The 24048-nt window shown below is 64.4% G+C and carries 20 protein-coding genes and 4 tRNA genes; 22 read left to right on the top strand and 2 right to left on the bottom strand.

Going from position 1 to position 24048, the window contains the following annotated elements:
• Positions 1 to 2 precede the first annotated feature (2 nt).
• Complete coding sequence (cutA, locus tag VGQ44_20515) at positions 3 to 335, bottom strand: divalent-cation tolerance protein CutA (GenBank protein ID HEV8449220.1); 333 nt, start codon at positions 333 to 335, stop codon at positions 3 to 5.
• A gap of 169 nt (positions 336 to 504) precedes the next feature.
• Between cutA and uvrA the strand changes: the two genes are divergently transcribed.
• From uvrA to VGQ44_20480, 7 genes are all read left to right on the top strand, one after another.
• Positions 505 to 3357 (top strand): excinuclease ABC subunit UvrA, encoded by a 2853-nt coding sequence (gene uvrA / locus VGQ44_20510; GenBank protein HEV8449219.1) that lies wholly within the window; start codon positions 505 to 507, stop codon positions 3355 to 3357.
• Between the two features lie 25 nt (positions 3358 to 3382).
• A complete protein-coding gene (locus VGQ44_20505) occupies positions 3383 to 3802 on the top strand; it encodes a hypothetical protein (protein HEV8449218.1) in 420 nt (139 codons plus the stop codon).
• Between the two features lie 193 nt (positions 3803 to 3995).
• Positions 3996 to 4664, top strand: coding sequence for an L-serine ammonia-lyase, iron-sulfur-dependent subunit beta (sdaAB, locus tag VGQ44_20500; GenBank protein HEV8449217.1), 669 nt, complete (start codon positions 3996 to 3998; stop codon positions 4662 to 4664).
• A 29-nt stretch (positions 4665 to 4693) separates the two neighbouring features.
• Entirely contained in the window at positions 4694 to 5572 is an 879-nt protein-coding gene (sdaAA, locus tag VGQ44_20495) for an L-serine ammonia-lyase, iron-sulfur-dependent, subunit alpha (protein HEV8449216.1), read from the top strand.
• 157 nt (positions 5573 to 5729) lie between these two features.
• Positions 5730 to 6140: a hypothetical protein gene (locus VGQ44_20490; GenBank protein HEV8449215.1), complete on the top strand. Its 411-nt coding sequence runs from the start codon at positions 5730 to 5732 to the stop codon at positions 6138 to 6140.
• 1 nt (position 6141) lies between these two features.
• Positions 6142 to 6927, top strand: coding sequence for a PspA/IM30 family protein (locus tag VGQ44_20485; protein ID HEV8449214.1), 786 nt, complete (start codon positions 6142 to 6144; stop codon positions 6925 to 6927).
• A complete protein-coding gene (locus tag VGQ44_20480) occupies positions 6924 to 8159 on the top strand; it encodes an AI-2E family transporter (protein ID HEV8449213.1) in 1236 nt (411 codons plus the stop codon). Before VGQ44_20485 ends, VGQ44_20480 begins: the two co-directional genes overlap by 4 nt.
• Before the next feature lie 223 nt (positions 8160 to 8382).
• On the opposite strand, the gene VGQ44_20475 is transcribed toward VGQ44_20480, so the two are convergent.
• Entirely contained in the window at positions 8383 to 8739 is a 357-nt protein-coding gene (locus tag VGQ44_20475) for a hypothetical protein (GenBank protein ID HEV8449212.1), read from the bottom strand.
• Positions 8740 to 8833: 94 nt separating this feature from the next.
• Here VGQ44_20475 and VGQ44_20470 point away from each other — a divergent pair, with 94 nt between their 5' ends.
• The 15 genes from VGQ44_20470 (at position 8834) to rpoC (ending at position 24021) form a co-directional block, all read left to right on the top strand.
• Entirely contained in the window at positions 8834 to 9370 is a 537-nt protein-coding gene (locus VGQ44_20470) for an ATP-binding cassette domain-containing protein (protein HEV8449211.1), read from the top strand.
• 30 nt (positions 9371 to 9400) lie between these two features.
• The gene (gene cysS, locus VGQ44_20465) at positions 9401 to 10888 is read left to right on the top strand and encodes a cysteine--tRNA ligase (GenBank protein HEV8449210.1); all 1488 of its coding nucleotides are present in this window, start codon (positions 9401 to 9403) and stop codon (positions 10886 to 10888) included.
• A gap of 101 nt (positions 10889 to 10989) precedes the next feature.
• A tRNA-Thr gene (locus VGQ44_20460) sits at positions 10990 to 11062 on the top strand.
• Positions 11063 to 11144: 82 nt separating this feature from the next.
• Positions 11145 to 11229, top strand: a tRNA-Tyr gene (locus VGQ44_20455).
• Positions 11230 to 11293: 64 nt separating this feature from the next.
• Positions 11294 to 11366 (top strand) — tRNA-Gly (locus VGQ44_20450).
• 84 nt (positions 11367 to 11450) lie between these two features.
• Positions 11451 to 11523: transfer RNA gene (locus VGQ44_20445), tRNA-Thr, on the top strand.
• A gap of 74 nt (positions 11524 to 11597) precedes the next feature.
• Positions 11598 to 11750 (top strand): 50S ribosomal protein L33, encoded by a 153-nt coding sequence (gene rpmG, locus VGQ44_20440; GenBank protein ID HEV8449209.1) that lies wholly within the window; start codon positions 11598 to 11600, stop codon positions 11748 to 11750.
• Complete coding sequence (gene secE, locus VGQ44_20435; GenBank protein ID HEV8449208.1) at positions 11750 to 12013, top strand: preprotein translocase subunit SecE; 264 nt, start codon at positions 11750 to 11752, stop codon at positions 12011 to 12013. Before rpmG ends, secE begins: the two co-directional genes overlap by 1 nt.
• Positions 12010 to 12567, top strand: a complete 558-nt coding sequence (nusG, locus tag VGQ44_20430) for a transcription termination/antitermination protein NusG (protein ID HEV8449207.1) — start codon at positions 12010 to 12012, stop codon at positions 12565 to 12567. Before secE ends, nusG begins: the two co-directional genes overlap by 4 nt.
• 141 nt (positions 12568 to 12708) lie before the next feature.
• Positions 12709 to 13131, top strand: coding sequence for a 50S ribosomal protein L11 (gene rplK / locus VGQ44_20425; protein HEV8449206.1), 423 nt, complete (start codon positions 12709 to 12711; stop codon positions 13129 to 13131).
• Entirely contained in the window at positions 13131 to 13838 is a 708-nt protein-coding gene (gene rplA, locus VGQ44_20420; protein ID HEV8449205.1) for a 50S ribosomal protein L1, read from the top strand. Before rplK ends, rplA begins: the two co-directional genes overlap by 1 nt.
• Positions 13835 to 14365, top strand: coding sequence for a 50S ribosomal protein L10 (gene rplJ, locus VGQ44_20415; protein HEV8449204.1), 531 nt, complete (start codon positions 13835 to 13837; stop codon positions 14363 to 14365). Before rplA ends, rplJ begins: the two co-directional genes overlap by 4 nt.
• 101 nt (positions 14366 to 14466) lie before the next feature.
• Complete coding sequence (gene rplL, locus VGQ44_20410; GenBank protein ID HEV8449203.1) at positions 14467 to 14847, top strand: 50S ribosomal protein L7/L12; 381 nt, start codon at positions 14467 to 14469, stop codon at positions 14845 to 14847.
• A 219-nt stretch (positions 14848 to 15066) separates the two neighbouring features.
• Positions 15067 to 19704, top strand: coding sequence for a DNA-directed RNA polymerase subunit beta (rpoB, locus tag VGQ44_20405; GenBank protein ID HEV8449202.1), 4638 nt, complete (start codon positions 15067 to 15069; stop codon positions 19702 to 19704).
• 3 nt (positions 19705 to 19707) lie between these two features.
• On the top strand, positions 19708 to 24021 hold the full coding sequence (gene rpoC / locus VGQ44_20400; GenBank protein HEV8449201.1) for a DNA-directed RNA polymerase subunit beta': 4314 nt from the start codon (positions 19708 to 19710) through the stop codon (positions 24019 to 24021).
• Positions 24022 to 24048 lie beyond the last annotated feature (27 nt).

Below are 24048 nucleotides of genomic sequence, written 5' to 3'. Positions count from 1 at the left end.
GCTCACGTCAGAGCGAGCGAGGTCTCGCCGTTGATCCACTCGAGGTACTTGTCGAGTCCGGCTTCGACCGGCAGCGCCAGGAGCTCGGGGACCTTGTACGGGTGCAACTCGGAGAACGCTTCACGCACGGATTCGAACCGTGCCGACCGGGTCTTGAGCATGACGACGACCTCTCGCTCGTCGGCGATCTTGCCCTGCCAGCGGTAAAGGGACCGGGCGGCCGGAAAGACCGTCCCGCAGGCGATCAAACGCCGCTCGAGGAGGGTCCGAACGAAATGAACGGCCTCCTCATCGGAGGCCACAGTGGTCAGGATTACGATCGCGTCGGTGTGCACGCCTGGAGACGGGAAAAACGGGCAAAACGTAACGGGGGACGGGGTTTGCGCGGTGCCGGTTTGCCGTCACCGGTCCCCGGTCTCCGAAACCGCCAGTGACCGGAGACCGGTGGGCGGTGACCGTCACTGCCTTGTATCTTCGGCGTTCGTACGGCAGCTTACGCGGGCTATGGCAGAAGATTCGCTGATCGTTCGCGGCGCGCGGGAGCACAACCTGCGCAACATCGACGTGACGATCCCCCGCGACCGTCTGACGGTCGTGACCGGACTCTCGGGTTCGGGAAAATCCTCGCTGGCGTTCGACACCATCTATGCCGAGGGCCAGCGCCGGTACGTCGAGTCGCTGTCCGCCTACGCGCGACAGTTCCTCGGGCTCATGGAGAAGCCGGACGTCGACTCGATCGAAGGGCTGTCGCCCGCAATCTCGATCGAGCAGAAGACGGCCGGCCACAACCCACGGTCGACGGTCGGCACGGTCACGGAGATTTACGACTACCTACGCTTGCTCTGGGCACGCGCGGGCACGCCGCATTGTCCCGAGTGCGGTCGTCCCGTGCAGCGTCAGAGCGCGGCGCAGATCGCCGACATCGTTCTCACCTGGCAGCGCGACGCGCGGCTCGAGATTCGTGCGCCGCTCGTGCAGCAGCGCAAGGGCGAATTCCGCGAGCTGTTCGAGACCGTTCGGCGGCAAGGATTCATCCGCGCCTACGTCGACGGCGAGCTGGTCGAAGTCGCGTCGCCGCCGAAGCTCAATCGGCGGCAGAACCACTCGATCTCGGTCGTCGTCGATCGCCTCACGGTCAGGCCCGAAGATCGAAGTCGTCTCGCCGACTCCCTCGAGACGGCGCTCAAGCTCGCCGAAGGCGTGGTTGAAGTCGCGAGCGTCGACGCGAAGACCGTGGAGCTCTTCTCGGAGCGTTACGGCTGCCCGACGTGCGGCATCTCGCTGCCGGAGCTGGAGCCGCGCCATTTCTCGTTCAACTCGCCGTTCGGCGCGTGCACGGCGTGCGGCGGTCTCGGGACGCGACGGCGAGTGAGCGAAGCGCTCATTCTCGGCGACTCGCGCATCTCGATCCTCGAGGGCGTGATCCTGCCGTGGGGCGAGCCGAGCGGGTATTTGCGGAAGATCGTGCTGCCGGCGCTGGCGCGTCAGCTCAAGTTCGATCTGAACTCGGCGTGGGGCGACCTGCCGAAGTCGGTGCGCGAGGCAATTCTCTACGGCGAGAAGCGCGACGCAAGGTCCGCTGCCAAGGGGGGAGGCGCATCGTCGTCGATCGAGTGGGAAGGCGTGCTGCGGAACATCGAGCGCCGGTACGACGAATCGGATTCCGACACGATCCGCGTGGAGCTGCAGGAATATATGATCGAGGTGCCGTGCCCCGAGTGCAAAGGCCGGCGTCTGAAGCCCGAAGCCCTCTCGGTCACGATCGATTCGAAGAGCATCGGCGACGTCGTCGAGCTGCCGATCACGGACACGCTCTCGTTCTTCGAGCGCGTGCCCGTGCGCCGCGACGGCGCGCCCGGACTCGATCCCGAGGTCGCCGGCCCGATTCTCAAAGAAGTGCGTGAGCGGCTCCGTTTCCTCGTCGACGTCGGGCTCGACTACCTCACGCTCGGCCGCGCGGCGGAATCGCTTTCGGGCGGCGAGGCCCAGCGCATCCGCCTGGCGACGCAGATCGGTTCGCGGCTGGTCGGCGTCCTATACATACTCGACGAGCCGTCGATCGGATTGCACCAGCGCGACAACGCGCGGCTCCTCGCGACGCTCGAGCAACTGCGCGACCTCGGCAACACCGTGATCGTCGTCGAGCACGACGAAGAGACGATGCGCGCCGCGGATCACGTCATCGACCTCGGGCCCGGTGCGGGAAAGCACGGCGGTGAGGTGATTGCCGTGGGTACGGTGGACGAGATCGCGCGCAACCCGTCGTCGATCACGGGCCGCTACCTCGCCGGCGAGCTCTCGATCCCGACGCCGACCAAACGCCGAATGTTCGACGAGCGAAAGCTCATCCGCATCGAAGGCGCGCGCGAGCATAACCTGCGCAACCTCGACGTCGAGATTCCGCTCGGACTGTTCGTCGCGGTGACCGGCGTTTCAGGCTCCGGAAAGTCCACGCTCATCGAAGACATCCTGCACCGCGCCCTCGCCCGGCACTTCTACAGGGCGCGCGTCATCCCGGGTGAGCACCGGCGGATCACCGGGTTCGAGCACATCGACAAGGTGATCGACATCGACCAGAGTCCGATCGGCCGCACGCCCCGCTCCAACCCCGCGACGTACACGGGTGTGTTCACGCCCGTGCGCGAGTTGTTCGCCGAGCTGCCCGAAGCGAAGATCCGCGGCTACGGCCCGGGTCGATTCTCGTTCAACGTGAAGGGCGGCCGCTGCGAAGCGTGTCAGGGCGACGGCCTCGTGAGGATCGAGATGCACTTTTTGCCCGACGTCTACGTGCCGTGCGACGTCTGCAAGGGACGCCGCTACAACCGCGAGACGCTCGAGGTGCGCTTCCGCGGGCAGACGATTTCCGACGTGCTGGAGATGACCGTCGACGACGCGCTCGACTTCTTCCAGAACCAGCCGCGCATCTCGCAGAAGCTGCAGACGCTCGTCGACGTCGGGCTCGGCTACATCCATTTGGGGCAGAGTGCGACGACGCTGTCGGGCGGCGAAGCGCAGCGCGTGAAGCTCGCGACCGAGCTCTCGAAGCGCGACACCGGCCGCACGTTCTACATCCTCGACGAGCCGACGACCGGTCTTCACTTCGAGGATGTGCGCGTGCTGCTCGACGTGCTGCACCGGCTCGTCGACCGCGGCAACACGGTGCTCGTGATCGAGCACAATCTCGACGTGATCAAGACGGCCGACTGGATCATCGATCTCGGTCCCGACGGCGGCAATCGCGGCGGCGCCATCGTCGCCGCGGGAACCCCCGAGGATCTGGCGGAGATTGATGCGTCGTACACCGGCCGGTATTTGCGGCCGCTCGTTCAGGCGAGGCAACGTAAGAAGGTCGGCTGACAGCGTCGCGATTCCCGGGAGGGCGATGCGGAAGCTGCTGGTTTGTCTCTCGCTCACCATCACCGTGCTCGGGTGCGACTCACCGTCTTCGAGCCTGACGCCTGACGGCGCCGGCCCTCGTCCGCTGCCGTCGGCCTTCGGCACGTTGACCATTCGTCCCGACACGGGCGCCTTCGTCGTCGGACGCCGTCTGCGGTTCGTGGTCAACGCGACCGATGCGAGCGGCGCGCCTGTCGACGCGAGCAACACGGAAGTCACCTCGTCGAACCCGGCCGTCGCGCAATTCTCCGGAGCGATCACTATTCCTATCGCCGGCGCCCAGCAGCCATATCTCAACGCGCTGGCCGCCACGTTCGATCTGATGTCCGCCGGTTCGACCGCGATTCACGCACGCCTCGGCATCTTCTCCGACAGCGTCGTCATCACGGTCGTTCCGCCAACGTGATCCGGTGGACCTCCGATTGGCCTAGCGGGTTCCGTGCGGCGTGTCGGCAATTGCGACATGGTATTTCGCCTTCGGTTCTCCTCCGCGAAATCTGTGATCTTTCCGCGAAATCGTCGCAGTATCAAATCGTGGATGCCCGCTTGCCACGACGCCGCCCGCGCGTCATTTGAACGACGCCGAGTATTTTCCAGACATGGTTTCACTACTCGACATCATCGGCCCAGTTATGGTCGGGCCGTCGTCGTCCCACACGGCGGGCGCGTGTCGCCTCGGACTTCTCGCCCGCGGCTTGGTCGGCGGGACGCCCGAGCGCGCGAAGATCGAGCTGCATGGATCGTTCGCCCGAACGGGCGAGGGGCACGGCACCGACAAGGCGATCGTCGCGGGACTAATGGGATTCCGCCCGGATGATGACCGCATCCGCACCGCCCTGGAGATCGCTGAACGCGAAGGACTCGCGTACACCTTCGAAAAAACGACGCTCGACGACGAAGCGCATCCCAACTCGGTGCGCATCACTCTCGAGCGCGGCGATCGCCGCGCCGTGATGATCGGGTCGTCGCTGGGCGCCGGGCGCGTCCTCGTGAGCGAGATCGACGGGTATCCGGTGGAAGTCACCGGGAACTACCACACCATCGTGCTCGTCGCCGAAGACATCAAAGGCTCGATCGCCAAGATCGCGACGCTGCTCGCCGACGATGGCCTCAACATCGCGACGCTTCGGCTGACCCGGCAGCGAAAAGGCGGCGACGCGTTCATGGTCATCGAGCTCGATGAGTATCCCGCCGAGAACGTCCGCGATCACATCAGAGCCTTGCCGTGGGTCCGGTGGGCGTTCCGGCTCGACAAGGTCTCGGCGTAGCCGGCAGGCCCGCCGTCTAAATTGCGAGTATGTACAAATCGCTCGCCGCCGCTGTACACGACGCCGAGGCACGCGGTATCTCGCTTTCGCGACTCGCGCTCGAGACCGAGTCCTCGGATCAAGGCCGGCCGATCGGAGAGATCCGCGACGTGCTGCACCGCGCGCTCGTCGTCATGCGCGGAGCGGTGGAGCAGGGGTTGGTCGGCAACCTGAAGTCACCGTCGGGGCTCGTCGGCGGCGACGCGCAGAAGCTGGTGAGTGGCCCGGCGGGGCCGCTCGCGGGCACGCCATTTCGGGACGTCCTGGCGCGTGCGCTCGCCGTGCAGGAGGTGAACGCGGCGATGGGAGTGATCGTCGCGGCGCCGACGGCGGGCGGCGCCGGCGTTCTGCCGGCGGTTCTCACCGGACTGGCGGCCGCGCGCGGACTGTCCGACGATGCGGTGGTCGACGCGCTCGCGACGGCGGGGCTCATCGGGGCGGTGGTCGCCGAGCGCGCGTCGCTGTCCGGCGCCGAAGGCGGGTGCCAGGCCGAGACGGGTGCCGCGGCGGGAATGGCTGCCGGCGCCGCGACCGAAATGCTCGGCGGATCGCCGTCGCAGGTCGTGAACGCGGTCGCCCTCGCGCAGCAGGGGACTCTCGGCTTGGTCTGCGATCCGCTTGGCGGACTCGTCGAGTTGCCGTGCGTCTTCCGAAACGCGACCGGCGCGGCGATCGCGCTCGCCGCGGTCGAGATGGCCCTCGCGGGCATCACCTTCGCGATCCCCGCCGACGAAGTGATCGACACGATGGGAGACATCGGCCGCGAAATGGACGTGCGATATCGTGAGACAGCCGGCGGCGGGTTGGCGGCGACGCCGACGGGACGGCGATTGGCCCGCGAGCGCCTCGTGCAAATCAAGCGGGGCTGAGAGGTTGCGTACCCTCGCCGTGTCCCGATTCGCCACATAGCTTTCCAGTCGATGCGGTGCCGGTCCACCCGTCCACCGGTTCACCCGTCCACCGCCTGAAACGCGCGTACAATCCCGTTCGTAGGTCCTTCAGTATTCATCGACAACAGGACTCACGATGGTAACGAAAGATGAGATCGAAGGCTTCCTCGACCGCCTCTCCGCGGAAGGCGCCAGTTATTCGGAGGTCGAGCCGGGCCTGTGGATCGTGCGGCCGAGCGGCGAGCTCGATTTCAACGTCGTCGTGCACTTCTCGCCGCCTGTCGTGCTGCTGCGCGTCAAGGTGATGTCGCTGCCGACGAAGGCCGAATCGGTCGCGACGCTCAGCCGGCGGCTGCTCGAGCTGAACGCGTCGGATCTGCTGCACGGCTCGTACGGCATCGAGAAAGACTCCAACTCCATCGTCATGACCGAGGCCCTCGAGCTGTCGCACCTCGACTACGAGGAGTTCCTCGCCGCGTACGAAAGCATCACCGTGTCGCTCGCGTCGCATCTGCGCGAGCTGGGCACGTATCGCGAGGCGCACTGATATGGGTCTTTTCGATCGTCTTTCGACCCTGTTGCGGTCGAACATCAACGATTTGATCTCTCGGGCGGAAGATCCCGAGAAGATGTTGAATCAGATCATCGTCGACATGCGGTCGCAGCTCGCCAAGGCGAAGCAGCAGGTCGCCACGGCGATCGCCGACGAAAAGCGCCTGCGCGACCAAGCCGACTCCGAGTTCAAGCAGGGCGCCGACTGGGAAGCGAAAGCGATGCTCGCGATCAAGGAAAATCGCGACGATCTCGCCAAGCAGGCGCTCATGCGCCAGACGGAGCACAACTCGCACGGCCAGCAATTGGCGCAGACGTGGGAGCAGCACCGCCTCGAGACCGAGAAGCTCAAGAACGCGCTGCGCGACCTCAACGACAAGATCGAAGAGGCCAAGCGCAAGAAGAACCTGCTCATCGCCCGGCAGCGCCGCGCGCAGGCGCAGAAGCGCATCCACGACACGATGTCGTCGCTTTCCGAGAAATCGGCGTTCGAGGCGTTCGCCCGCATGGAGGAGCGCATCGAGAACAACGAGCGCCAGCTCAAGGCGTCCGTCGAGATCGAGGAAGAGTTCACCGGAGACCGGCTGGCGCAGGACTTCAAGCAGCTCGAGCGTTCGGCGACGACGAATACCGTCGACTCGCAGCTCCTCGCGCTCAAGCAGAAGATGGGCATGCTTCCGGCCGGCTCGGTCGAAGCCAAAAAGCTCGGCGCGGGCAACAACGACGAAGAAACGGTCCACGCCGAGATCGAAGACGTAACGAGCGAGAAGCAACGGCCTTGACCGCCGACTCGCCGCGGACGACCGGCTCGGTCACGATCGGCGGGACGAAGTTCAAGTTCGCGCCGATCCTCGCGGCGACGGTCATAACGTTTCTACTGCTGTGGCTGTTCAAGACGGTCGCGCATGTGTTCGTGCTGCTCATGCTCGCCGTTCTCGTCTCGCTCTATTTGGGCGCGGTCGCGGATTGGCTCGACCGGCGGACGACGCTCTCGAAGCGCGCCGCGCTCGCCATCGCGATCGTCGGTTCGATCGGCGGCATCGTCGTGTTGGGCTGGATCCTCTTGCCGCCCATCGCCGACCAAACGCGCCAGCTCTTCCTCGCGCTCCCCGATTTCATCAACTCCTGGGAAGTGGGAATCGATCGCGTCGCCGCCAAGTTGCCGGGCGTGAGCGACATCGTCGGCAAGCCAACCGAGCACAAGGCGCTGCTGGCCGCCTACGATCAACTCAGCGGCATCTTCGCGGGTATTCCGACGAAGTTGTTCGAGATCGTCGAGGCGGCGATCAACGTCTTCGCCGTGCTCGTCATGAGCATCTATCTCTCGATCCACCCGGCGCTTTACCGCGAGTGGCTGATCGCGCTCTTCCCGCCGATCCACCGCGACCTCGTCCGCGACGTGCTCGCCGAGCTGGCCGACTCGCTGCGCGCCTACATCGTCGGACAGCTGCTGACGATGACGTTCCTCGGTTTGATCACCGGTCTGGGTCTCTATCTGCTCGGCGTGCCGTTCGCGTTCTTGTTCGGCATCTTCACAGGCCTCGTCGCCATCGTGCCGTTCTTCGGCACGCTCCTGTCGACGACGTTGCCGGCGCTCTTCGTTCTCAACGGGAAAGGCTATTTCGGCTTCAGTCCGGTCGGCCATGCGCTGCTCGTCGTCGGACTCGGCGTCGTCGTCCACCTGATCGAGGGCAACCTCGTCTCGCCGCTCGTGATGTCGAAGAAGGTGGACCTGCCGCCGGTCATGACGATCATGGCGGTGCTCATCATGGGATCGCTGCTCGGCGGACTCGGTCTCGTCGTCGCGCTCCCGACGCTCGCCGCGGTGATGGTCATCGTACGGCGCATCGTGATCAGCCGGATCTACGAGGGACAGGGCTTCCGCCGCACCACGCGCGAGCGGCCAATGCTGCTTCGGGTGCCCGGGCCGGGCGGCGGAGTGCTCGCGCCTTCGGGACCCGCGCCGGACATCATTACGTTCGCCGAGAGCGAGGGGCGGCGGCAGAGCGCCTGAGGTCGGTGGACGGGGGTGGACCGGTGGACGAGCGCGCGGTGGTGAGTGCCGGCCACTCTGAGTTCGATTGGCGGTTCGGGTACGGCTTTCCGCTCGACGACAGGAACGGACATCAGACCGCTGACGTCACTTTCGGCGTTGAGCGGCGACGCTCCGTTTCCAGTCGAAATACGGTTTTCGTCACGACGCACCTGACGCCACGACGCTCAGCGCGGTTCGGCGGTCAGTCGTTCTGCGCGGTGCCGACCTGCCAGCGGCCGTCGGCCGCGCGATTCAGCGAGATGGTTTGAGCGCTCAGCTCCCGCGATTCGGCTTGAGCTCTCGTGCGACAGATTTGCGCCGTCATTCGGCCAAGGTGTTGTTGTTCCGCGAATTCGTTCAGCGCGGCGGCAACTCGTTCGGCTTGACGCTCCAGCGCGGCGATATCGCCTTCGGCCACGCTCGTTCCATAAAGCAGGGACGCGCTCCTGGCTCCGGAACGGGGGTCAAAAATGATGACGCTGTACAGATGGACGACGTCGCCGTCGGCAAGCGGCAGCGGCTTGTCGATTGTCGGATACGGCCACTCGTCTTCTGGCATGTGTCAGACCCCTGTCGATTCAGAGTGCGTTCGCTTGTTCCCGCGCGAAAGCCAACGATGACGCTGACGCACCGCCAGCAGACTATCGATCGGCGTGCGAACCGCGCTCGAAGTTTCTCGGCTCTCTAAACGATACGTCGCGGGATCGGGATCGTGCCTCGCCAGCGCGCAGGCGATCGTCGACGTGGACCTCCTCGCCGCCGCGGGAGAATCGGTCGCGGTCGTCGGGCCGAGCGGATCGGGAAAGACGACGCTGCTGTTGTGCGCGGCGGGGCTGCTGACACCCGACTCGGGCGTCGTCTCGTGGTTCGGGGATCCGCAGCGAACGGTTGCACTCGAGCGTGCGCATTTGCACTACCATCGCTCGTCGTTAAACGAGCCGCGCTCCGCGGACGAGTCGCACATCCATCTGGTCGATTTGGGCGACGCTGGTGCGGCCTCTCTTGGACCGTGGATCGGTGAGCGATGCGAGGCCGGCGACGCCGTCGTAGTCGCCTTGCGCGACCCGGTTCTAGCCTCTCGCCTGACGGAACGAGCGGTAGTACTGCGAGGCGGCCGAATCGTGGCGCGAACGACGGCGCGCCGCGTCGCCGAGCGCCGTTTCGTTGACCGACCCCTCCGACATGCCTAGCATTCACTCAACTGCTCGTGTCACGAGTCGATGCGTCCGTCTCACACTCAGTCCGCCGACCTGTCCAGCTCCTCGCCGGCGCGGGCGCCCCAGACCGGGACCGCCACGCGCGAGTTCCGGCTGTACAACACACTGACCCGTCAGACCGAGGCGTTCGTCCCGGCCGACGGCGAGACGGTGCGCATCTATAGTTGTGGCCCGACGGTCTACAATCCGGCGCACCTCGGCAATTTCCGCACGTTTTTGTTCGTCGATCTCCTGCGTCGCACGCTGCAGTTGCGCGGCTGGAAGGTGCGCCAGGTGATGAACCTGACCGACGTCGACGACAAGATCATCCGGCGCGCGCACGAACAGAAAAAGACGATTCGCGAGGTCACCGAGCCGGTCACCGCGATCTTCCACAAGGATCGCGAGTACCTGCGCATCCAGGCCGCCGAGGTCTATCCGAAGGCAACCGACTACATCCCGCAGATGATTCGGCTGGTCGAGGAGCTCGTCGCTCGCGGCGTCGCCTATCAAGCGGACGACAAGTCAGTCTATTTCGCGATCGATCGTTTTCCTCCGTACGGGCGCTTGTCGCGTCTCGACAAACGCGAGCTCAAGACGGGGGCGCGCGTCGCGCAGGACGACTACTCGAAGGAGAACGCGCAGGACTTCGCGCTCTGGAAGGCGGCGACGCCCAACGACGAGGTGACCGGCGCGGCGTGGGATTCGCCGTGGGGGCGCGGCCGGCCCGGCTGGCATCTGGAGTGCTCGGCGATGGCGATCGATTTGTTGGGAGACACGCTCGACATCCACTGCGGCGGCATCGACCTCGTCTTCCCGCACCACGAAGACGAGATCGCACAGTCCGAGGCGGCGACCGGCAAGACGTTCTCGCGCTTCTGGTGCCACGGCGCCTTTTTGCTGACCGACGGCGCGAAGATGGCCAAGCGACTCGGCAACGTCACGACGGTGCAGGGGATGCGCGAGGCCGATGTATCACCGGCGGCACTCCGGCACTTCGTCTTCAACACGCACTATCGGAAGGAGCTCAACCTTTCCGACGATGCGCTCGAGGCGTCGATCAATGCCGTGCGTCGTGTGGGCGACTTCGCGGATCGATTGGCGGCGGCGACGGGTGGAACGCCCGAGCTGGCGGCAGCGGCGGACACAGCCATAGCCGAAGTGGAGGCGGCGCTCTTCGAGGATCTGAACGCGCCCAACGCCTTGGCTGGCCTCTTCACGTTCATCCATCGTGCGAACGCCCAGCTCGACCGCCGCGGATCCGACGTGGAGGCGGTCGAGCGAGCTCGGCGGGCGTTCGAGCGGATCAACGGCGTTCTCGACATCCTGCCCGACCGGGAAATTCACGATCAGGCCCTCATTTCGTGGGTGGAAGAACGGCTCGAGGCTCGCCGGGCAGCGCGCGAACGCCGAGATTTCCCCGAGGCGGATCGGATTCGGGCCGAGCTGGTTGGGAAGGGGATCGCGATCGAGGACGCGGGCGGTCGGACGACCTGGAAGCGGGTCCGCTAGAGGCGGGTTTCACGGCCGAGGCGTAAGCGCCGATCACTGCGCGGCTTGACACTGTTTTCCGAACCGCGTATCCTACGAGTCTCGCTAAAAAATGGCCGTCTGCTGACGTAGCTCAATTGGCAGAGCACCTGATTTGTAATCAGGCGGTTGCGAGTTCGATTCTCGCCGTCAGCTCTAGAGATCGGGCTGGAAGGCGATTTTTCGTGTGAGCGAGAGCGAGCAGTAGCGGATGGTTTGATGGAACGCGGAACACTCCGGTGGGGTGGCCGAGTGGCTAATGGCAGCAGACTGTAAATCTGCCGGGTTTACGCCCTACGAAGGTTCGAATCCTTCCCCCACCATTTGGTGGCACACAACGGTTCGGCCGGAGTAGAGCGCGAGAACAGGGAGAGGGCGGGTCATTCGGCGGGAGTAGCTCAGTTGGTAGAGCGCAAGCCTTCCAAGCTTGATGTCGCGGGTTCGAGCCCCGTCTCCCGCTCTGTGAACTCTGGACCGCGCGAGTCACGAAGCGGCGGCGACGTTTGGACGAGGAACAGTAAGCAGGGAAATGACGTAAGAGGTTGCTGACGTAGCTCAGTTGGTAGAGCACACCCTTGGTAAGGGTGAGGTCACCGGTTCAATCCCGGTCGTCAGCTCTCAGAGTTCTGTAGGAAGCACGCGCAGTACCACGCGGAACTACGCGCACCACGTTTTTTCAGGTCCTTGGCAGATGCCTCGAGAGAAAATCATTCTCGCCTGCGGCGAGTGTAAGAACCGGAACTACTTCACGACGAAGAACAAGCGGCTCCATCCGGAGCGCGTGGAGTGGAAGAAGTACTGCCCGCGGTGCAACAAGCACCAGGTCCATAAGGAAACCAAGTAATGGCCGACGCTGCCGTACGCACGGGCGGGTCGGGCACGCCAAGCGCTCCCGGACCGGGCCCGATTTCCCGTCTCGTCACGTTCTACCACGGCGTGATCGCGGAGATGAAGAAGGTCACCTGGCCGGACCGACCGCAGGTTCAGCAGGCGACGATCTCGATCATCCTCTTCGTGCTCGCGCTCGGAGCCGTCATCTCGATTCTCGATCTGATTCTTCAGGGTTTGCTGATCAAAGGAATTCCAGCGTTGTTCGCGGGACGATGAACACCATGGCGGAGCATCGCTGGTACGCGATCCAGACCACCGCGGGCCACGAGAACAAGGTTCGTTCGCTGATCCAGCGGAAGATCGACGGCGACGCGCGGGCGCCCGAGGCGCGCGCGATTCGCCAAGCGCTCGTCCCGACGCAGGAAGTGGTCGAGATCAAGAACGGCAAGAAGGTCAACGTCGAACGCAAGCTCTATCCCGGCTACGTGCTCGTCGAGATGGAGATGAACCAGGAAACGGCCCACGTGGTGAACGGCATCCAGGGCGTGATCAAGTTCGTCGGTCACGACCAGCGATTCCCGCAGCCGCTGCGGCCCGATGAAGTGAACCGCCTCCTCGGCATCGCGGTCGAGCAGGAGGAGGAGGAGCCGAAGGAGGAGATTCCGTTCCTCGTCGGTCAGGCGGTGGCCATCACGGAAGGGCCGTTCACCGATTTCAACGGAACGGTGGAAGAAGTGATGGTCGACAAAGGCAAGGTGCGGGTGTCGGTCTCGTTGTTCGGCCGGCCTACGTCGGTGGAGTTGGATTACTTGCAGTTGAGAGCGTACTGAAATGCGGTGGCAGGTCACCGGTCACCGGAAAACCCCGGAGACCGGCGACCGGAGACCGGAGACCGCAGGAAGCAAGTCGGCGACCACTCCGACGGTTCAGTGCCAGTGGGAGATTGTTAGCAAGTCGTCTATAGGAGTCTTATGGCCAAGAAAGTCACGGGGTTCGTCAAGCTGCAGATCCCCGCGGGCAAGGCCAATCCCGCCCCTCCGGTGGGAACGGCGCTCGGCCCGCAGGGCATCAACATCATGGCCTTTTGCAAAGAGTTCAATTCGCGAACTCAGGGCCAGGATACGATTCTCCCGGTCGAAATCACGATCTATTCCGACAAGTCCTTCACCTTCATCACGAAGACGCCGCCCGCGGCCGTCTTGCTGAAGAAGGAGGCGGGCATCGACAAGGGATCGGGACAGCCGAACCGGAACAAGGTCGGACGCGTCACGCGCGCCCAGGTGCGCAAGATCGCCGAGATCAAGATGCCCGACCTGAACTGCGACACGATCGAGTCGGCGATGATGATGGTCGCCGGCGCGGCGCGATCGATGGGCTTGGAGGTCGTCGACTGATGCGCGACCATGGCAAGAAGTACAACGCGGCCGCCAAAAATCGCGACATCGCCTCGGCGTACCAGCCCCGCGTGGCGCTGGAGATCGTCAAGAAATCGGCATTCGCGAAGTTTGACGAGACCGTCGAAGTGGCCGTCCGTCTGGGCGTCGACCCGCGCCACGCCGATCAGGTCGTGCGCGGCACCGTCGTTCTCCCGGCCGGAACCGGCAAGTCGGTCCGCGTGCTCGTCATCGCCGCCGGCGACAAGGCCAAGGAGGCCGAGACCGCCGGCGCCGACTACGTGGGCGCGGAGTTCATTCAGAAGATCAAGGACGGCTGGCTCGACTTCGACGTGCTGATCGCCACGCCGGACCAGATGGGGCAGCTCGGCCAGCTCGGCCGCGTCCTCGGTCCGCGCGGACTCATGCCGAATCCCAAAGCCGGCACGGTCACGTTCAACATCTCGAACGCGGTCAAGGAAACGAAGGCGGGCAAGATCGAGTTCCGCGTCGACAAGGCGGGGAATGTCCACGCGCCGATCGGCAAGGTGTCGTTCGGCATCGACGCGCTCGAGACCAACTACACGGCGTTCATGGATCAGATCGTCCGGTCCAAGCCCGCGGCCTCGAAGGGCGTGTACGTCAAGAACGTCTCGGTCTCCAGCACCATGGGCCCCGGCGTGTCGATCGACAGCACGCTCTACCGAATGGCAGGGAGCGCACAATGAACCGCACCGAGAAAGAACAGCTGGTCTCCGACCTGAAGACGAAATTGCAGAGCGCCACGGCGCTCTATTACACCGACTTCACCGGTCTCAACGTGAAGCGGATGACCGACCTCCGACGCAAGCTGCGCAAGGCGAACGTCGAGTACGTGGTCATCAAGAACACGCTCGCCCTCCGCGCCGTAAACGAGAGTGGCCTCATTGGCGAGCGTTTGCGCGGCCCGACAGGACTCGTCGTCGCCAAGGATCCGGTCGCCGCGGCCAAAGTCATCACCGACTTCGCCAAGGAGAACGACCAGAAGCCGGCGGTGAAGGGCGGTGTATTCGAAGGAACCAAGATCGACAAGGCGCAGGTGGCCAAGCTGGCCTCGATGCCGTCGCGCGAGCAAATGCTCGCCCAGCTCGGCGCCGGACTGCAGTCGCCGCTCGCCGGGTTCGTCGGAGCGCTCAGCGGCATCCTGTACATGTTCGCCGGCGCGCTGGAAGGATTGCGGCAGCAGAAAGAGAGCGCTGGAGCCGGCGCCGGATAAGTCGGTCAGTCGACCGACCGTTTTTGAAAGAGTGACTGACCGAGACAACGATTGACCGACTTGCATTATCACATAGGGAGAACGACGAGATGCCTACGACCATGACGAACGACGAGATCCTCGAAGCGATCGGCAACAAGTCCGTCTTCGAGCTCGCCGAGCTGATCGATGCCTTCAAGAGCAAGTTCAACGTGACCATTGCCGCGGCCCCGGTCGGCGGCGCTCCCGCCGGCGGCGGCGGCGCGGCGGCGGCTCCGGCCGTGGAAGAGAAGACCGAGTTCGACGTCCTGCTCAAGGACGCCGGCGGCAAGAAGATCCAGGTCATCAAGGTGGTCCGCGAGATCACCGGCCTGGGCCTGAAGGAAGCCAAGGACCTCGTCGACAGCGCGCCGAGCACGGTCAAAGCCGGCGTGACGAAGGACGAATCGGCGTCGATCAAAGCCAAGCTGGAAGAGCAGGGCGCGACGGTGGAAGTGAAGTGACGCTCCGGTCTTCGGTAACCGGTCTCCGGTCTCCGGGTTTCCCCGGACACCAATGACCGGCGACCGGTGACCTCAGTGTCCCTTCCTTCAGCCCAGCGCCATTAGTGAATACGAATACTTCGCGCACCAACAACATCATGCAGTCCCTGGTCCTCCGAACGGACGCGCTGTCGCGCGTCTGCGCGGGGGATCTGTCCGTCGCCAGGTCTCCGGTGAATCATGTCTGACATCAAGCAAATTTCCTACGCGAAGCTCGACCAGGGGATGGAAATGCCCCACCTCCTGGACATCCAGACGCGCGCCTTCGAGGCGCTGCTCCAGCTGGATGCCGCCTCGCACGATCGTGAGGACATCGGTCTCGAGCGGGTCTTCAAGGACCTGTTCCCCATTTCCGACGTCCACGAAAACTTCTCCCTCGAGTTCGTTCGCTATTCGCTCGGCGAGCCGAAGTACTCCGTCGAAGAGTGCATCGAACGCGACATGACCTACTCGGCGCCGCTCAAGGCGACGCTGCAGCTGGTCATCAACGAGGTCGTCAACGAGCAGAAGCGCCCGCGCAACATCATCGAGAAAGAGGTCTATCTCGGCGAGCTGCCCCTGCTCACGCCGCTCGGCACGTTCGTCATCAACGGCGCGGAACGCGTCATCGTCAGCCAGCTGCACCGGTCGCCGGGCGTCGTCTTCGAGGAAGCGACCCATCCGAACGGCCAGCGCCTCATCTCGGCGCGCATCATCCCGTTCCGCGGCTCGTGGGTCGAGTTCACGGTCGACATCCACGACGTCGTGTACGTCCACATCGACAAGAAGAAGAAGTTCCCCGCCACGGCGCTTTTGCGCGCATTTGGCTACGGAACCAACTCGGACATTCTCCGACTCTTCTTCGCCGTCCGCGACCTCGACCTGACGAAGAAGCGCGAGAGCCGCACCGACCAGCGCGAGCTGCTCGGCGCGATCATCGCCGAGGACATCGCTCTGCCGGGCGAAGCCACCGCCGACGACGCGCCCAAGGCGCGCACCAAGAAGGCGAAGGCCGAGCGCGAGCGCGCCGAGAACGTGCTGCTCGTCAAGGAAGGCGACGAGCTGACGGAAGAGGTGTACAACCGCCTCCGCCGACAGAACATCGACACGATCAAGGTCTTCTCGTCGCACATGCGGGTCGACCTGCGCGACGAGCAGGACGCGATCGAGCGCGGCGAGCGTGAAGTCCGCCGCCGTCTGGCGCTCGACGTCGTCGATTCCGACGGCGAGGTGGTCGCCGAGGCCGGCCAGCTCCTCAACGACACGGTGATCAAGAAGATCCGCAAGGCGGAGATCAACAAGGTCAGCGTGTTCGTGACGTCGGGGCGGGCCGAGTCGACGCTCATCAAGAACACGCTCGCCAAGGATCCGACGCACAGCGAGAAGGAAGCGCTGTCGCAGATCTACGCGCTGCTGCGTCCGGGCGACGCGCCCGACGCGCAGACGGCCAAGCAGGCGCTCGAGCGTCTGTTCTTTTCGCCAAAGCGCTACGACCTGGGCCGCGTCGGCCGCTACAAGATCAACCAGCGGCTCGGCATGAACATGCCGGCCGACTACACCGTGCTCTCGAAGGAAGACTTCGTCGAGATCATCCGATATCTCGTCGAGCTGCATGAAGGCCGCGGACACGTCGACGACATCGACCACCTGGGCAACCGCCGCATCCGTTCGGTCGGCGAGCTGATCGCGAACCAGTTCTCCGTCGGCCTGTCGCGCATGGCGCGCCTGGTCAAGGAGCGCATGTCGATCAACACCGATCCGGAAAAGATCTCGCTCGACGACCTCGTGAACGCGCGCACCGTGTCGGCGGTGATCCAGGCATTCTTTGGATCGAGCCAATTGTCCCAATTCATGGACCAGACCAACCCGCTCGCCGAGTTGACGCACAAGCGTCGTCTCTCGGCGCTCGGACCGGGCGGTCTGACGCGCGAGCGCGCCGGCTTCGAAGTGCGCGACGTGCACTACTCGCAGTACGGCCGCATGTGCCCGATCGAAACGCCTGAAGGTCCGAACATCGGACTGATCACGTCGCTCGCCTGCTACGCGCAGGTGAACGACCTCGGCTTCGTCGAGACGCCGTATCGCGTGGTCAAGAACGGAAAGGTTCTCAACGAGATCGCCTGGCTCGACGCGAACAGAGAAGAAGGCGCGTTGATCGCGCAGGCCAGCGCGCGCGTCGACGAGCATGGGAATTTCCTCGAGGACCTCGTGCTCTGCCGCCAGCAGGGTGACGCGCCGCTCACGCCGAAGGATCGCATCGACTACATGGACGTCGCGCCCGAGCAGCTCGTCTCGATCGCCGCGGCGCTCATTCCATTCCTCGAGCACGACGACGCGAACCGCGCGTTGATGGGCTCGAACATGCAACGCCAGGCGGTTCCGCTCCTCAATCCCCGCACGCCGCTCGTCGGCACGGGCCTCGAGGATAAGGTCGCCAAGGACTCGGGCGCGGTCGTCATCGCGCGCCGGGCCGGCGTCGTCGCGCGCGTCACGGCCGACGAGATCATCATCGACGCGGCCGCGGTCGAGAGGAAGAAGGGCGCGGAGGGCGCTGATGGCGATCGCCCGCTCGCGCGCCTCACGCAGCACGACCGCTACCGCTTGAAGAAGTACTGGAGAACGAACCAGGACACGGCCATCAACCAGCGTCCGCTCGTTCGTCAGGGGCAAAAAGTGAAGCAGGGCGACGTGCTCGCCGACGGCGCCGCGACGGAGCTGGGACAGCTCGCGCTCGGATCAAATGTGACGGTGGCCTTCATGCCCTGGTACGGTCACAATTTCGAGGACGCGATCGTTTTGTCGGAGCGGCTCGTCAAGGACGACGTGTATTCGTCGATCCACATCCAGGAATTGGAGCTCCACGTCCGCGACACGAAGCGCGGTCAGGAAGAGATCACGCGCGAAATCCCGAACGTCTCGGAAGAGGCGCTGCTCGACCTCGATGAGCGCGGCATCGTTCGCATTGGAGCACACGTCAAGCCCGGCGATATCCTGGTCGGCAAGATCACGCCGAAGGGCGAGACCGAGCTCTCACCCGAAGAGAAGCTTCTCACGGCGATCTTCGGCGAGAAGGCGAAGGACGTGAAGGACTCGTCGCTGAAGGTGCCGCCGGGCATGGAAGGCGTGGTCATTGATGTGAAGATTTTCTCCCGGATCGAAGACCAGGTCGTCGAGAAAGACCGCGGCGAGCGCATCGGTGAAGTCCGTCGGCTCGAGGGCGAAGAGAAGGTTCGCGTCAACGAAGTGCGCGACTCGGAGCTCATCGAGGTGCTCGACGGGCAGACGATCGCGCTCGCCCTCAAGGCGGGCACGGTCGAAGAGGCGATCGCGGCCGGGACGAAAGTCACGTCGGCGAGCCTCCGCGAGATGCGCCTGTCGACGATCGACCTCAAGACGCTCCGCGTCGAGAACAAGCGCGTGAACGAGCGTCTGCGTCAGATCATCGACGCGTCGAACGAAGAGAAGGCCAAGATCGAAGAGAAGGCGGAAGAGCGCATCGACCGCATTCTCCAGCCCGACGAATTGCCGCCCGGCGTCATCCAGCTCGTGAAGGTCTACCTGGCCGAGAAGCGAAAGGTCTCGGTCGGCGACAAGATGGCCGGACGCCACGGCAACAAGGGTATCGTTGCGCGTGTCGTGCCCGAGGAGGACATGCCGTTCCTCCCCGACGGCCGGCCCGTCGACATCGTGCTCAACCCGCTCGGCGTGCCGAGCCGAATGAACGTCGGACAGATTCTCGAAACGCACCTCGGGTGGGTCGCGCGCATTCTTGGCTTCTACGCCAAGACGCCGGTCTTCCAGGGGACCAACGAGCGCGAGATCGGGCTGCTGCTCAAGATGGCCGGCGTGATCTGGGCCGCGCGGGCGCTGGGACTTCGCACCGCGGCGCCGGCGATCACCGACAAGGACGTCGTCGCGCTGCTCGCCGACATCAAGCCGGACGTGTCGACCGAGCACGAAGTCTTCGTGCGGTTGCAAGAGGCGACGCTGAACGACCTTGGCGGCCGCGGCATGTCGCAGGAGACGCGCGACATGCACCACGCGATCCGCGACTTCCTCGCCGGCGCGGCGAAGGAGTTGGGCGAGCGTGAGGAAACGGCGATCGCGAACCAGATCGCGTTCCACACGGCGTGGGTCGACGACGAGTCGCAGTCGGCGTCGAAGCGCGCCGAGTACAAGGCCGCGCTCAAGCAGCTCGAGAAGCGCAAGGCGCTCGACTCGGCCGCACTGTTGACGGACCACGAGCTGCCGGCGCTCGCCGGAATGCTCGGCAAGAAGTCGGAGGCGGACGTCGACGCGGCCGCGGTCGAGCTGATGCGGCTCGCCGGTCTGAACGCGTTCGGCAAGGTGCGTCTGCGCGACGGGCGCAGCGGCGAGCTGTTCGTGTCGCCGGTGACCGTCGGTGAGATCTACATGCTGAAGCTCTCGCACCTCGTCGACGACAAGATCCACGCGCGGAGCATCGGACCGTACTCGCTCGTCACGCAGCAACCGCTGGCGGGCAAGGCGCAGTTCGGCGGCCAGCGCTTCGGAGAGATGGAAGTGTGGGCGCTCGAGGCGTACGGTGCCGCGCACGTGTTGCAGGAGATTCTGACGGTGAAGTCGGACGACGTGAACGGCCGTAGCCGGGTCTACGAGGCGATCGTGAAGGGACAGAATCTTCCGGAGCCCGGAATCCCGGAGTCGTTCAACGTGTTGGTGAAGGAACTACAGGCCCTCGGCATCAAGGTCACGATGGGTCAGAGCGCAGACGGTTATTGGGGCTCGCAGGCCGCCGCCAATGCCGCCGGCGGCGATGGCACATCGTCCAACGGCGCGGGGAGCGGGGGGGAGGAGTAAACGATGATTGATTTCCGAAGCGTGCGCGAACAGCGCGCCAGCTCGTTCGACTTCATTCAGGTCCGGATCGCCTCGCCAGAGGAAATCCGCGGACCCAAGGACCCCAAGGAGCGCGAGCGTCTCGAGCTCCAGGGGCTCCGCAGCTGGTGGTCGTGGGGCGAAGTCACCAAGCCCGAGACCATCAACTACCGCTCGTTCAAGCCGGAAAAGGACGGCTTGTTCTGCGAGCGGATTTTCGGTCCGGTCAAGGACTGGGAATGCCACTGCGGCAAATACAAGAGAATTCGCTATCGCGGTGTAATCTGCGACCGCTGCGGCGTCGAAGTGACCCTGAGCAAGGTGCGCCGCGAGCGCATGGGCCACATCGAGCTCGCCGTTCCCGTCGCGCATATCTGGTTCTTCAAGACGCTGCCGAGTCCGATGGGCAACCTGCTCGACATCACGCTGCGTGATCTCGAGAAGGTCATCTACTACTCGAACTACGTCGTCATCGAGCCCGGCCAGCAAGAGGTCGAAGTCAACCAGCTGCTCGACGAAGACGAGTACCTCAACCTTCGCACGAAGGCAAAGGAAGAGAACGACGCCGCGTTCCTCGCCGACATCGGCGCGCCCGCGGTTCGCGACCTCCTTCGCCGCCTCGACGTGGACAAGCTCGCCGAGGATCTGCGCGCGCAAGTCGTCGTCGAGACGTCGCAGCATCGCAAGAAAATGCTGCTCAAGCGGCTCAAGATCGTCGACGCGTTCCGCAACTCGGGCGATTCGGGCGACGTCCGCAACCGCCCCGAGTGGATGATTCTTGACGTCGTGCCGGTGATCCCACCCGATCTCCGCCCTCTCGTTCCATTGGACGGCGGACGATTCGCCACGTCGGACCTCAACGATCTCTATCGCCGCGTCATCAACAGAAACAATCGGCTCCAGAAGCTGATCATGCACCGCGCACCTGAAGTCATTCTCCGGAACGAGAAGAGAATGCTTCAAGAGGCGGTCGACGCGCTGTTCGACAACGGGCGCCGGTCGAAGGCGATCCGCGGCCGCGGCAAGCGTCCGCTCAAGTCGCTCTCCGACATGCTCAAGGGCAAGCAGGGCCGGTTCCGTCAAAATCTGTTGGGCAAGCGCGTGGACTACTCGGGCCGAAGCGTGATTGTTGTCGGCCCCGAGCTCCAGCTGCATCAGTGCGGGCTTCCTAAGCTCATGGCCCTCGAGCTGTTCAAGCCCTTTATCATCCATAAGCTCGTGGAAAAGGGCATCGCCGAGACGGTGAAGCGCGCCAAGAAGATCGTCGAGCGCGAGAGCCCTGAGGTCTACGAGATCTTGGAAGAAATTATCCGAGATCACCCTGTACTTCTGAATCGGGCGCCGACGCTTCATCGGCTCGGCATTCAGGCGTTCGAGCCGGTGCTCGTGGAAGGCAAGGCCATTCGTATTCACCCGCTCGTCTGCGCGGCGTTCAACGCCGACTTTGACGGCGACCAGATGGCCGTGCACGTGCCGCTCTCGTTCGAGGCGCAGCTCGAGGCGCGTCTGCTCATGCTCTCGAGCAACAACATCTTGAAGCCGTCGGACGGACGTCCGGTCGCTGAACCGAGCCAGGACATCGTGCTCGGGTGCTATTTCGCGACCAAGGCGCCGGCCAACTTCAACTCCGTCGACCTCAAGACGCTGCGCCGGTTCACCGACGTCGGCGAGATCGAGATGGAGCTCGCGCTCAACCGTCTCACGCGTCACAGCGCGCTCCTGTTCTGGGTCAACGACTCGGCTGGTCCGCGCTGGGAGAAGACCACGGCGGGTCGCGTGCTGTTCAACGCGATCATTCCGACGGAGCTCGGCTACAAGAACCACGACATGAAGAAAAAGGCGCTGTCGGAGCTCGTGTTCGAGTCGTATCGGAACGCGGGTCTCGCCGGCACCGTGCAGTTCCTCGACCGCCTCAAGGAATTCGGCTTCGCCAACGCCACGCGCGGCGGCGTGTCGATCGGCATCGAGGATCTCGAGATTCCGGCCGCGAAGGCGGGGCTCCTCACCGAAGCCGAGGAGCGCGTCGAGCGGTTCCAGCGCGCCTACCAGACGGGCAACATCACGAACGGTGAGCGCTACAACAAAGTCATCGACACGTGGACGCACGCCAACTCTGACATCGCCGACGAGATGGTCAAGTCGATGCGCGAGTCGAAGGACGGTTTCAACCCCGTGTTCATGATGTTCGATTCGGGTTCACGCGGCAGCCGGGACCAGATCCGGCAGCTCGCGGGAATGCGCGGACTCATGGCCAAGCCGCAGAAGAAGCTCACGGGCGGCATCGGCGAAATCATCGAGAGCCCGATCAAGTCGAACTTCCGTGAAGGTCTGTCGCCGCTCGAGTACTTCACGTCGACGCACGGCGCCCGGAAGGGTCTCGCCGACACGGCGCTCAAGACGGCCGACGCGGGCTACCTCACGCGCCGCCTCGTGGACGTCGCGCAGGACGTGACGATCAGCGAAGAAGACTGCGGTACGATCCAGGGTCTCGAGGTGTCGGCGCTGAAGGAAGGCGAGGACATCATCGAGCCGCTCTCGGAGCGTATCGTCGGCAACTTCGCCGCCGAGGACGTCGAGGATCCGCACGAGCTCGACGAGTCGGGACGCCGCACGCTGCTCGTCGAAGCCGGTCAGCTCATCGACGAGGAGAAGGCGCGCGTCATCGAAGAGTCGGGCATCGAAACGGTCAAGATTCGCTCCGTCCTCACCTGCGAGGCGAAGCGCGGTCTCTGCCGCATGTGCTACGGCCGCAACCTGGCGACGATGAACGTCGTCGACCTGGGCGAAGCGGTCGGTATCATCGCCGCGCAGTCGATCGGTGAGCCGGGCACGCAGCTCACGCTGCGCACGTTCCACATCGGTGGAACGGCCGCTCGTATTGCCGAGCAGACGGCGCGCAAGTCGAAGGTGGCGGGCACGGTCGAGTACTCCGACCGGCTCGTCGTCGTCACCAATCCCGAGAAGCAGCGCATCGTGACGTCGTATGAGGGCGAGATCCTCATCAAGTCGAGCGGCGAGCGCAACGCCAACATCGCCGCGCGCCTGCAAGTGCCGCTCGGCGCGATCCTGATGGTCGAAGACGGATCGGACGTCAAGCGCGACCAGGTGATCTTCACCTGGGATCCCTACACCAACCCGATTCTCGCCGACGTGGACGGCACCGTTCGGTTCGTCGACATCGTGGAAGAAGAGTCGGTGTCCGAGGAGCTCGACGAGCTCACGGGCTTGCGCCAGCGCGTGATCATCGAGGACCGGGAAAAGAAGCTCCACCCGCACATCGAGATCATCCAGGAGAAGGGCGGCAAGGAGAAGCGCGTGCGCGACTTCATCATCCCGGCGGGCGCGCAGCTCACCGTGGAAGATGGACAGCGCATCTTCCCCGGTACGATCATCGCCAAGGTCGGCCGCGAAGCGTACAAGACGCGCGACATCACGGGCGGTCTGCCCCGAGTCGCCGAGTTGTTCGAAGCGCGCAGGCCGAAGGATCCGGCGACGATCTCCGAGATCGATGGGGTCGTGCGGTTCGGTGAAATCAAGAGAGGCAAGCGCGAAGTCTTCGTCGCGCCGATCAATCCGGACGGTTCGCTCGACGAGTCACGCGAGGCGCAGACCTACGAAGTGCCCGCGGGCAAACACCTTCGCGTGCACGAAGGCGACCGCGTCCGGGCCGGTGACCGTATCTCCGAGGGTCCGGTCAATCCGCACGACATTCTGCGGATCAAGGGCCCGCGCGCCGTGCAGGAATATCTGCTCAACGAAGTGCAGGAGGTCTACCGCCTGCAGGGCGTGAAAATCAACGACAAGCACATCGGCGTCATCGTCAAGCAGATGCTGCAGAAGGTGCGCGTCATGGATCCGGGCGAGACCGAGTTCCTCGAAGGGGAGCACGTGGATCGTCAGATCTTCCGCGACGAGAACGATCGGGCCAAGAAGAAGAAGGAAACGCCGGCGACGGCGGAGCCGCTCCTTCTCGGTATCACGAAGGCGAGTCTCACGACGCAGTCCTTTATATCTGCTGCGTCGTTTCAAGAAACGACGCGGGTGCTCACCGACGCTTCAATTCGGGGAGCAAAGGACGACCTCCTCGGCCTCAAGGAGAACATCATCATCGGTCACCTCATCCCGGCCGGTACGGGTATGTACCGGTATCAGGATGTCGAGATCGCGCTCGCGGTGCCGGAAGGCTTCGAGCCGCTTCCGCCACTGCCGGCCGAGCTGCCGAACGTCTTCTCGATGGCCGACGACGAAGATTCACCGTTCCCGCCGCTTCCGCGGCCGGCGATCAAAGGCGCCGAGTAGTCGGACGAGTTCTTGAACGAAAAGGGG

The organism is Gemmatimonadaceae bacterium, from assembly GCA_036003045.1.
Taxonomy (GTDB): Bacteria; Gemmatimonadota; Gemmatimonadetes; order Gemmatimonadales; family Gemmatimonadaceae; genus JAQBQB01.
The sequence above is the reverse complement of the archived record's forward strand: the minus strand, read 5'-3'. Positions and strand labels throughout refer to the sequence as shown.